We start from the raw sequence: 10,201 nt of genomic DNA on the forward strand, positions 1-10,201 counted from the left end.
CGCACCCAGATCACCACTCGAACCCTCGGTGCTCTTCCCCAGATCGGACAGAGTCGTGGACCCCATGTCGAACTTCACGCACACACCCCCGTAATCGTCCATTGCCGTAACCGCTCGCAGTACCAGTTCCAGTACCCGCGAACCGCCACACGTGCCTCGTGCGACGACTTACATGTCTATCGAACGCGTGTCGCAGGTGCAACGCGCTTCCGTCGCAGGTTTGTCACCACAATTTGTCCACGGGGCCCGGGTGCAGGGCGATGCGTGCGGCCCGGAACGAGGGTGCGGCAGCACGGGACTTCGCGGTGAAGAACCTGGCCAGGGTGACTTTGTCGAACCCCGGACGGTCGCTCGGGAAGGGGTCGTCGGGCGTGCCGCCGACCAGAACCGTCCCCGGCAGCACCTGCCAGCCCGCACCTTCGTAGAACCCGGCGAGCGGGCGGTCGCAGGTGAACAGGCCGAGGTCGAGCCCGTACGAGGGCATCGCCTCGCGGGCCGCGCTCACCAGGCGGTGCCCGTGCCCCTGCCCGCGAGCGGCCCGTCGCGTGACCACCGTGCTGAGCCCGCCCGCGCGCAACCTGACGCCCGCGTGCTCGATGTCCTTGCGCAGGATGTCCAGCGCGGCGAGCACGACGCCGTCCTCGACGAGCAGCATCGACAGCGGGTCGAGCGCCGGGTCGTGGCTCAGCCCGCTGCTCGGTACGTCCGACGGCCAGGCCTCGTCCTGAAGGGCGAGCACCTGGTCGCGCAGCGGGGGCGGGGTGTCCGCCTCGGGGTAGGTCAGGATCGGCATCCCGCGATTATGAACTCGGTCGCCCGGCCCGTCGCCCCGCCGGTCGAAACCACCTCCCCCGTCCCCCCGGCACTGGTGGAGGGCGACCCTCACCGGTCGAAGACGAAGAACAGCCCCGCCGCCACCAGGGCCACACCTCCCGCCAGCGCGGCGATCAGCGTCGAGGACGTCAGGAGGTAGACGCCCCCGATGCTCGCCGTCACGCCGTTGACGAGGGCCACGACCTCCGTCGGGCTGGGGTGCTTCGGGTGTGCGGTACCGCTCCTGCGCCTCATCGCTGTCCGACCTCTCTGCGGGGATATGCCAGAAAGGGGCGGCGAGGCCGTTCGGCGTGCAACCCGGGCAGGAGAGGGCCAACTACCGCTCCGCATAAGGGAGTTGGGAAAGGGGGAGCGCGCCGCGCGACTCGTTGCACGGATCCGGTCCCTCACCCCCCTTAATGGGTGACCGACCATCGAGGAGGTGGCTGCGTGAGCCCCCTTGCACCCCATGGGGCCATTCCCGCCGGGCTGGTGGACTGCGTGGACTACGACGACTTCTTCCGCGTGGAGTTCCCGAGGACCGTCCGCTACCTGAGGCGGGCCGGAGCCGCCTTCGAGGAGGCCGAGGACGCGGCGCAGGAGGCCATGAGGGAACTCTGGTCCGCCTGGCCGACGCGCACCCACCCCGTCGGCTGGGTCCGCGTGGTCGCCTTGCACGCGTACCTCAAGAAGGCCGAGCGCGACCGCAAGCGCGTCGCGCTGGAGGCGAAGAACGCGCGCCTGGCCACCCCCGCGCACCAGCCCCGCGCCGAACCGGACGAGTGGGCGGACATGGTCCGGACTCTGCGCCAACTCCCGCTCAAGCAGCGCGAAGTCCTCGCCCTGGCCCTGGACGGCTACGGGACGGACGAGATCGCCGCACTCCTCGGCATGAAGCCGGGCACCGTCCGCAGCAACCTGCGCCACGCCCGCGACGCCCTGAAGGCCTTTCTGGAGAGCAGCGCCGAGGGGCCCGCGCCAAGAGGCCCCGTACCCCCGCCCCGCCAACGAGAAGGAGGTCCGCATGTCCAGCAGGGATGAGCAGGGACTCACGACGAGCCGGACCCGCCCCAAGACCCAGCCGCCGACAGACGGCCTGCTCCAGCTGCATCCGACCTTCGAACGGTTCCTGCGGGCCGTCGACGACGAGGTGGAGACCAGGATCACCGAGGACGAGATCGAGCGGAGGCTGAGCCGGATCAAGGAGGCGAGGCCCCCGCGCGAGGCGCCCCCCGAGCGGATCGCGTCCCAGGAGCTGGCCGCCCGCGAGCAGTGGGCCGCGTACGGCTACCACGTCGTACGGCTCTGGCTGGCCGGCCTTGCGGCCTCAACAGGCGGACAGGCGGCGGCACTTGGGCTCACGCTGGACGACGTCGACCCGCTTGCCGTCGAGACCGTGGCCCGCGCGGTGAACAGCTTCCGCGACCAGGCCGTACGAGCGGACCGCGTGCCGCGCCCGGCGGACGCCGGACCCGAGCAGCGGGTGGCGTTCCTCGTCGAATGCGTACGCCATCTGCCTGACGCCCAGCGCAGCCGCCGGCTCATGGGCGAGCACATTCCGTACGACGAGTTCGAGGACGAGGGCGCGGTGGAGATCGTCCAGGCGCTGTACGGGTGTGTGGCTCCGGGCCGGGCGGACGCGCTGCGCCGAGTCGGCGGTGAGGAGGACTGGCCCGGCCAGACCGAGGAGGTCATCGCGCTCACGCCGGTCGCGATCCGGGCCGCAGCCCAGCGCTACCCCGAAGTCGTGGACCCCACCGTCATGCCCTGAACCGCCACCCGGAAGCCGTGGATCCCACCTCCGACCCCTGAACCGCTATCCCGAACCGACGGCCCCACCTGCATGCCCTGAACTGAACCGCCGCCCCGCGCAAGGTGAGACATGAACGCGAACGACGACGCCACAGTGCGGCAGATACTGCGCCGCAGCTACGAACTCGACCACGGGGACTTCGCGATCGGCATCGAGGTCCAGCCCTACAAGCTCGTGGGGGTCCTCGCCGAGACCGACGGAAGAGTGGTGGCACGTTCGCGCCGGGACCTGACCGACATGAAGCCGGGCGAGGTCGTCAAGCACGCGGCGGAGCTGGCCGGGCAGCTGGTGGCCGCCCGGCTGGGCCGCGGGTTCCCGAGGAGCAGGCTCTGTCTAGGCGTGCAGGTCGGCGGTCCCGTCGATCCGGACACCGGCACCGTCCTGCACCTCGTGAACGCGCCCGACGACCGGGGCAAGGACCGGCCGCCGCCCTACGAATGGGTGGACTTCCCGCTGGGACCCCAGCTCGCCGCCGCGTTCGGCTGCGCCACCGCCCTGGAGAACGACGCGCACGCCTTCGCGGCGTACGAGCAGCGGCTGGGCGTGGGCGGCGCGTGCGCGACGTTCGCGGTCGTCCTGATCCGCGACGGCGTGGGCGCGGGCGTGGTCGTACGGCGTCAACGGCTGGCCGTGCCCATGGAGTTCGGGCACTTCCAGGTGTGGCCGCGCGGCCGGGACTGCGACTGCGGGATGCGCGGCTGCATCGAGAGCCAGCTCGGCAACCGGGCGCTGACCGCCGTGGTCAAGGAGCGCACCGGCCGCGAGCTGGACGGCCTGGAGGCGGCGATCGCGCTCGCCGACGGCGGCACCGCGCAGGCCCCGGAGGCGATCGCCGCCTTCCGCAAGGCGGGCGTCTCGCTGGCCCGGGGCATCGCCACGCTGCTCACCACGTTCGGCCCGAGCCGGATCGTCATCTACGCCGCCGAGGGCCTCATCAGCGACGGGCCCGGCCGCCGCGCCGCGAACGCCTTCCTGCACGCGCTGCGGAACGTCCCCGAGCACACCTTCCAGACAACCCGGAAATGTCTCATCGTCACCAAGCCGCTGGACGCCGTACGGGGTGCGCAGGGCGCCGCTCTGATCGCGCTGCAGAACTGCTTCGGCGTCCAGCTCCAACCCCGCTAGGAGCACACCGCATGGGCTCTTCCCCCACCCCCGACGAGCGCCCCGTTCGCTCCATCGGGCTCGATGTCGGAGGCACGAAGATCGCGGCCGGAGTAGTGGACGACAGGGGGCACGTCATCGAACGCGTACGGCAGGTGCCCTGCCCGGCGGACGATCCCGAGGCCGTGCTGCGGACCGTCTCGCGGATCGTCGACCGACTCCGCGACCGTCACCGGGGCGTGGTCTCCCTCGGCGTCGGGGCGGCCGGGCTTGTCAGCTGGCCCGAGGGCCGCATCCGGACCGCCCCCAACAACGCCTACCGCGACCTGCCGTTCCGCCGGATGCTGGAGGACTCCACGGGGCTGCCGACCGTGGTCGACAACGACGCCAACGCCGCGTGCTGGGCCGAGTACCGCCTGGGCAACAGCGCGTCGTACATGGCGTTCGTGACCGTCGGTACGGGTGTGGGCGGCGGGCTAGTCCTCGACGACCGGCTCTTCCGCGGCCGGACCGGCATCGGCACCGAACTCGGCCACATGATCGTCGACCCGCACGGCGGGACGCGCTGCGGCTGCGGCACGATCGGATGCCTCGAACCGCTCGCGTCCGGCCCGGCACTCGGCCGCTACGGCAGCGCGGCCGCCGCCGCCGACCCCACCGGCCTGCTCGCGACCCTCGCCGGCGACCCGTCCAGGGTGACCGGCGAAACAGTTTCGGCGGCCGCCCGCTCCGGCGACCCCACGGCCCGCGCCCAACTGGCCCTGCTGGGCCACTGGTTGGGCATCGGGATCGCGACTCTGGTCAATCTCTTCGACGTCGAACTGGTCGTGATCGGCGGCGGCGTGGCCGACGCGGGCGACACACTCCTGGCCCCGACCCGCCGCAGCTTCGAGAGCTACGTCACCGCCCGCGGCCACCGCGAACTCCCGCCCATCAGGCCCAGCTTGCTCGGCCCCGGCGCGGGTTGGATCGGCGCGGCACTGCTCGCGCTGGACGCCTACGAGGAGAGCGCGCTGCGTGGCAGCCGCGCTGCCCTCAACTAAGTTATGAAAAGGTGGAGTTGATGATGCCGGAGGATGCGCATCAGCAGTGGAGGAAATTCAACGACGGGGTCAACTGGACCAACCATGCCGTGGGCGCGACGCAGAAACTGAGGTACGGGCAACTGGACGACCTGGGCCTGGTGGTGGCCCGGCCGGGCCGTGAGGCCGCGTTCAAACGCCTCGGCGCCGTCAGCGAGGGCCTGGGGCGTCTGGGAAACGTGGTGAATGTCAGCGTTTGTTCCAAGGCCCAGTGGGACCGGGACGAGGGGGAGCGGCCCGAGATGGGGACGGTCGAACACGGCACGCGGTGTGCGTACCGGGGTGTCGTCGTCGGCGGCGCGGGTGTGCTGGGCGGCGAGCTCGGGACCGCCGCGGGCTCCGCTCTGGCCCTCGCTCTGGCCGGCGCCTACTCGGCGTCCATCGCCGGCGCCGCCGCCGGAACCGCGGTCGCCCCCGGTCCCGGCACCGTCGTGTGCGGCGTGGTCGGCGGCATCATCGGCGGTGTCGCCGCGGGCATGGGAGCGTCGAAGGTCGCCGACCTGCTCGTCGACGACACCATCGACGCCGTCGGCTCCGGCGCCACGGCGGCGGCCGGCCGCCTCAAGAAGGGGCTGAGCGCGGTACGAACCCGCTTCAGCCGCTGATCCGCCCGGCCTCTTCCCAACCCAGGAAAGCCGTCCACGCGCGGGGAGCGACGGAGAAGGAGGGCCCGTCACTCACTTTCGAGTCCCGGACGTGGACGGCTTGGGGGCAGGTGGCCACCTCTACGCAGTCGCCGCCGCCACTGTCGCTGTACGAGGACTTGTGCCAGGGGAGGGCTACCTCTACGCATTGCCCGCCGCTGTCGCTGCTGTACGACGACTTGCGCCAGGCGATGGCCGCCTCTATGCACTCACCACCGCTCGCGTTGCTGTAGCTGGACTTGAACCACCGCAGGGTGTTGCTCATCTCTGATCTCCCGCCAACTGCTCGATGAGGCCCAGTGAAGTGCGAGGATCCAGGGCCTGCGACTGGATCTTCGCGTAGCGCTGGGCGAGCGTACTCACTTTTCGTGGGTCGGTGATCAGCAGGCTCTCGCCTTGCACTTCCAGGAAGCCGAGACGATCGTGCTCCATGGTCTCCATGAGGTTCATCGTGCCCCGGTCGCCTGAATGCTCGCCACTCAACCCACAATCCATGGGCAGTACTTGGAGTGTCACGTTACGCCGACGTCCGCACTCCACGAGATGCAGCATCTGTCGACGCATTACCTCCGGGCTGCCGATTACCCTCCTCAGTACTGACTCCTCCAGTACCAGCTCGATCAGTGCGACCGGGGTCCGGTCGAAGAGTGCTTTGCGTGCCATGCGAGCCTCTACCAGTTCTTCGACGCGTTGCTCGGGCCATGGCGGGTAGCCGCCGCCGATCAGCGCCCGGGCGTACTCCTCGGTCTGGAACAGGCCATGGACGATGAAGGTCACATACGGTCGCAACACCAGAGCCTTCTGCTCCAGCAGGACGTAGTCCTGGAACTGTGATGGGTACTTCTCCAGGCGCACCGGCACGCGGGCGCCCTCGAAGATCTCCAGCCCGTCGCCGAGGACCCGTTCCAGTTGAACCAGCATGTCGTCAGATGCGGGCTGGGCCAGCGTCTCCATCGCGCTTACCGCCGCACCGGAGAAGCCGAGCTGCTTCCCCAATTGCTCCTGCGTCCACCCCTTCCGTACGCGCAATTTGCGGGCCAGATTGGCCACCATCTGCGCTGTCGGTCCTGCCGTCGCCTTGTTTTCCGTTCGTGCCATATGCGATCACGCTCCGACTCAACCGGTCTCAACCGGTCACAACTCAGCCCCGCCGAATTCGACTCGCCTCAAAGGCGGTTGGGGCTGGTCAACGGCTCCCCGACGGTCCTCATGAGGCCATGGAAAACGCTAGCGGGGCGCGTCGAAACTGTCCCCGTGGATACGCAAATTGGCGAGGTAAACCTGGACTGGATTCCGCTCTCCGGGTTCCACCTGAGAAAGGCGGGCGTGCAATTCGACGCCGTACGGATCGAGGGCGAGACCGGGCGCTGCGTGGCGGATCTGATGGAGGAGCTGACCGGGGGCGACCCGGGGCCGATCGTCGCGGACGCGGCGGGGCGGCGGCCGGTGTACTTCCTGGTGCCGCCGCGCAGTACGTCCCACAGGCCGTGGCCGGAGGTGGCCGTGCCGTTCAACTCGGGCCCTGGGAAGGTGAGTTACGTACCGGTCCCGGCGTTGTGCGGGCACACGTGGCCGCTGTCGTGGCGGTGCGTGCCGTCGGGCCCGGACCGGTTCGTACACACACCGCTGTTGAACTCGGTGGTGTGGCAGCTCCGTGGGACGAGTCATTCCGGTGATGGGTGATAGGTGGAACTGGTGGCGGTGTCGCCGGGCAGCCCGGTGCAGCAGGTGTTCCGGGCCGCGAGCGGGGGTGGGCAGGCAGTGACCCACAGTCCGGTTGATTGCTGGGCTCGGACATGCCAAGGGCCATGATGTCGGCTGGGCGAGCCCTCATTTCCCGACCTTGGAGCGATGCCCACAGGGCGTCCGGCATGCTCATTGGGATGTGCGCGACAAGGCCGCTTGGTAGGGGCGCGCCGGCGAGGTCCTTTCGGCCGGGATCCCGTACGTGACGCAGGTCACTGGAACGCCCCGACGGTGAGCGGACAACTCTGAGCGTGAACCATTCGATATACGACCGCATACGCGACGGCGACCCCGGGGCGTTCCGGGAGCTCTTCGACGAGCACGCGCAGCTGGTCTACCGGCATGCCGTGCGTGTCACGGGCGACTGGGCGTTGGCGGAGGACGTCGTCTCGCTGACGTTCCTGGAGGCGTGGCGGCTGCGTGAGCGCCTGCGCGACGAGGGTGAGAGCCCCAGACCGTGGCTGATGGGCATCGCCGTGAACGTCCTGCGCAATGTTTCGCGCGCGGCCCGTCGGCACAGAGCGGCGATGGCTCGCGTCCCGGTGCGCAATACCGTGCCGGACTTCACGGACGAGTTGGTGGGCCGCATGGCCGACGCGGAGCAGCTCGCGGCGGCCCAGCGGGCCCTGGGCAAACTCCGCCGCTGCGAGCGCGAGGTGGTCACCCTGTGCGTCTGGTCCGGGCTGACCTACCCGGAGGCGGCCGAGGCCCTGCCGCGCCTGCCGCTGTCCGGCGCGCCCGCGTGCGGCGTACGGCCTTGATCGGCGTCCCGGTGGCCGCCGTACTGGCTGCCGGTGTGATCGTGCCCGGGTCCCTGCACCTGGGCGGGGCGTCCGGCCAGGGGGTACGGGCCGGCGGACACCAGGACACCGGCCCGCGGGAGAAGCCCCAGTGGATGCCACTCGTACCCGGCACCACCGAGAACCTCTCCGCGACCGTCGACCGCATCGTGCTGGCCGCGGCGGCACAGCCCTCCCTCACGCCACGGCAGGACCAGTTCATCTACATCAAGAGCAAGGTGTCCTTCCTGCGGGTCGGCACCAACCCCGCCACGCGGAAGACGGACACCTGGATCACCCCCCTGCACACCCGCCAGATCTGGAAGTCCCCTGACGGGGAGAAGGGGTTCCTGTACGAACCGGGCGGCGCCCTCAGCGATGTGGAGCCCGACGGCACGGACCTCGACCACGGGCCGGGCGTCTCGGGCGACACGCGCCATTCCTACAACAGCATGAAGGCCCTCCCCACCGACCCCGACGCCCTGCTGAAGCGGCTCTACCAGGGAGGGAAGCGGGGCAACCCCGACGACGACTGGATGGCGTTCAAGGAGATCAACAGTCTCCTGTCCGAGCAGATCGCCCCCTCCGCCACCAGTGCCGCCCTCTACAAGGTGGCGGCCCGGATCCCGGGGGTCGAACTCGTCCCGAAGGCCAACGACGCGGACGGCCGCCAGGGCATCGCCATCGCCTTCACCCGGGCGTCCACCCGACACGAGTGGATCTTCGACAAGGACACCTACGCGTACCTGGGCCAGCGCCAAGTCCTGGTGCAGGAGGAGGAAGGCCTGAAGCCGGGCACGGTGGTGGGGCAGACGACGGTGATCGAACGAGCCGTTACGGACGCGAAGAAGGAACTCCCTGACGGCAAACGCCTGTGACAACGCGCATGAACGCGCATGAACGCGTATGACAGCGCCTGTGGCAACGTCTGTGCCAACGAGCAGCGGGCGTGGTGATGGACCTGCCCGCCCGCAACTGCTGGGCGCAGGACCGGCCGACCGGTCCTGCGCCCGGCTCTTGGCACACCGCCTGCATCCGCCGGGTCGGCGTTCGTGCAATCCCCTGTGACAGGGTGGACGGATGACGGCGAACCGCGAGTACTCATCCGATCCGCACTCCATCGGACTCGTACCGTGGTCGGACAACACCCCGGTCCACACCGATCTCCTGGCGGCGAAAGAGCTCGTCTACGACCCTTGCGGATTCACCTGCTCGCAGCCGGTTCCCGAAGCCGAGAGTGCCGAGTACGCCGCCCACGAATTCACCCTGGACGGCCTCTCCGTCCGGTTCCGCGCGGCCAAGACGACCCCCACCAAGGTCGGCCAGTTCGTCACGGTGTGGAAGAGGTCCCCGGGTGGGCCCATCGAGCCCTTCGATGCCACGGATCCCGTAGACCTCTTCGTCATCAGTTGCCGTGACCATGACCGTGACCACTTCGGTCAGTTCGTCTTCCCCACGGACGTGCTCCGCCGTCGAGGTGTCCTATCAGTGGGCGGCTCCGGCGGGAAGCGGGCCTTCCGCGTGTACCCGCCCTGGGTGACCACCACGAACCGGCAGGCCGGTCGTACGCAGGAGTGGCAGCTGGACCACTTCCTGCGCCTGGACCAGGACGGCCTCGTCGACTCGGCTCGCGCCCGAGAGCTCTACCACCCATAGACGGCCGCCTGTTGGAGCCCCCGCAGGGCGGAGCGACCGGTCTGTGGGGGTGTTCAGCCTGCCTTCGACGAGCAGGCGTCCTTGGGCGAGGGGCGTTGTCAGTGGCGGGTGCCAGAGTGGAGCCATGACTGACACGCTGAAGGGCCCTGCCAGCTATTTTCCGTCGATCGAGAAGAAGTACGGCCGGTCGATAGCCGAGTGGAAGGACCTCATCCGTACGTCTCCGTTGACCAAGCACATGGAGCTGGTCGGCTGGCTCAAGACCGAGCACGGCCTGGGGCACGGCCATGCCAATGCCCTCGTCGCTCACACCCTTGCGGAGGGCGAGCGGGGATGAATTGACTTCGCGCCCTTGGCTCGGAACCGCGTTGCGTCTGCAACGCCCGTTCGATAGAAATTGACCTGGTCCGGTGGGGCGTATGAGGCGCAAGGGGCAACTTGTGGAAGCCCGGCCCTGCTGGAGATGACGATTACGGGGGTGTGTGCGTGAAGTTCGACATGGGGTCCACGACTCTGTCCGATCTGGGGAAGAGCACCGAGGGTTCGAGTGGTGATCTGGGTGCG

General features: G+C 69.5%; 13 protein-coding genes and 1 pseudogene. 10 read left to right on the forward strand and 4 right to left on the reverse strand.

Annotated elements, in window-relative coordinates:
* Nucleotides 1-223 precede the first annotated feature (223 nt).
* Nucleotides 224-793, reverse strand: a complete 570-nt coding sequence (locus tag ADK54_RS07650) for a GNAT family N-acetyltransferase (RefSeq protein WP_053724777.1) — start codon at nucleotides 791-793, stop codon at nucleotides 224-226.
* 89 nt (nucleotides 794-882) lie between these two features.
* Nucleotides 883-1,068, reverse strand: coding sequence for a hypothetical protein (locus tag ADK54_RS45730; RefSeq protein ID WP_159047658.1), 186 nt, complete (start codon nucleotides 1,066-1,068; stop codon nucleotides 883-885).
* A 195-nt stretch (nucleotides 1,069-1,263) separates the two neighbouring features.
* Between ADK54_RS45730 and ADK54_RS07655 the strand changes: the two genes are divergently transcribed.
* The 5 genes from ADK54_RS07655 (at nucleotide 1,264) to ADK54_RS07675 (ending at nucleotide 5,417) form a co-directional block, all read left to right on the forward strand.
* Nucleotides 1,264-1,854, forward strand: a complete 591-nt coding sequence (locus tag ADK54_RS07655; RefSeq protein ID WP_159047659.1) for an RNA polymerase sigma factor — start codon at nucleotides 1,264-1,266, stop codon at nucleotides 1,852-1,854.
* Nucleotides 1,838-2,584, forward strand: coding sequence for a hypothetical protein (locus ADK54_RS07660; RefSeq protein WP_053724779.1), 747 nt, complete (start codon nucleotides 1,838-1,840; stop codon nucleotides 2,582-2,584). The genes ADK54_RS07655 and ADK54_RS07660 overlap by 17 nt, the downstream gene beginning before the upstream one ends.
* A 111-nt stretch (nucleotides 2,585-2,695) precedes the next feature.
* Entirely contained in the window at nucleotides 2,696-3,751 is a 1,056-nt protein-coding gene (locus ADK54_RS07665; protein WP_053724780.1) for an ROK family protein, read from the forward strand.
* An 11-nt stretch (nucleotides 3,752-3,762) separates the two neighbouring features.
* Nucleotides 3,763-4,773 (forward strand): ROK family protein, encoded by a 1,011-nt coding sequence (locus ADK54_RS07670; RefSeq protein WP_053724781.1) that lies wholly within the window; start codon nucleotides 3,763-3,765, stop codon nucleotides 4,771-4,773.
* A gap of 20 nt (nucleotides 4,774-4,793) precedes the next feature.
* Nucleotides 4,794-5,417 carry a hypothetical protein gene (locus tag ADK54_RS07675; RefSeq protein ID WP_053724782.1) on the forward strand — a complete coding sequence of 208 codons (624 nt, stop codon included), beginning with the start codon at nucleotides 4,794-4,796 and terminating at the stop codon, nucleotides 5,415-5,417.
* On the opposite strand, the gene ADK54_RS07680 is transcribed toward ADK54_RS07675, so the two are convergent.
* Together ADK54_RS07680 and ADK54_RS07685 are read right to left on the reverse strand one after the other, a co-directional pair.
* Entirely contained in the window at nucleotides 5,407-5,721 is a 315-nt protein-coding gene (locus ADK54_RS07680) for a DUF397 domain-containing protein (RefSeq protein ID WP_053724783.1), read from the reverse strand. The two genes, ADK54_RS07675 and ADK54_RS07680, sit on opposite strands and share 11 nt — an antisense overlap.
* Nucleotides 5,718-6,554 carry a helix-turn-helix domain-containing protein gene (locus tag ADK54_RS07685; protein ID WP_053724784.1) on the reverse strand — a complete coding sequence of 279 codons (837 nt, stop codon included), beginning with the start codon at nucleotides 6,552-6,554 and terminating at the stop codon, nucleotides 5,718-5,720. Before ADK54_RS07685 ends, ADK54_RS07680 begins: the two co-directional genes overlap by 4 nt.
* 156 nt (nucleotides 6,555-6,710) lie before the next feature.
* Between ADK54_RS07685 and ADK54_RS07690 the strand changes: the two genes are divergently transcribed.
* From ADK54_RS07690 to ADK54_RS07710, 5 genes and pseudogenes are all read left to right on the forward strand, one after another.
* Nucleotides 6,711-7,139, forward strand: a complete 429-nt coding sequence (locus tag ADK54_RS07690; protein ID WP_053724785.1) for a hypothetical protein — start codon at nucleotides 6,711-6,713, stop codon at nucleotides 7,137-7,139.
* 326 nt (nucleotides 7,140-7,465) lie between these two features.
* Nucleotides 7,466-7,915: pseudogene (locus tag ADK54_RS07695) on the forward strand (RNA polymerase sigma factor); the annotation flags it as partial.
* Complete coding sequence (locus tag ADK54_RS07700; RefSeq protein ID WP_199826892.1) at nucleotides 7,870-8,859, forward strand: CU044_5270 family protein; 990 nt, start codon at nucleotides 7,870-7,872, stop codon at nucleotides 8,857-8,859. The pseudogene ADK54_RS07695 and the gene ADK54_RS07700, both read left to right, overlap by 46 nt.
* A 202-nt stretch (nucleotides 8,860-9,061) precedes the next feature.
* On the forward strand, nucleotides 9,062-9,637 hold the full coding sequence (locus tag ADK54_RS07705) for a MepB family protein (RefSeq protein ID WP_053724787.1): 576 nt from the start codon (nucleotides 9,062-9,064) through the stop codon (nucleotides 9,635-9,637).
* 124 nt (nucleotides 9,638-9,761) lie between these two features.
* Nucleotides 9,762-9,974: a DUF4287 domain-containing protein gene (locus ADK54_RS07710; protein WP_053724788.1), complete on the forward strand. Its 213-nt coding sequence runs from the start codon at nucleotides 9,762-9,764 to the stop codon at nucleotides 9,972-9,974.
* Nucleotides 9,975-10,201: the final 227 nt, after the last annotated feature.

The sequence above is a fragment of the Streptomyces sp. WM6378 genome, from assembly GCF_001279695.1.
Classification (GTDB): Bacteria; Actinomycetota; Actinomycetes; order Streptomycetales; family Streptomycetaceae; genus Streptomyces.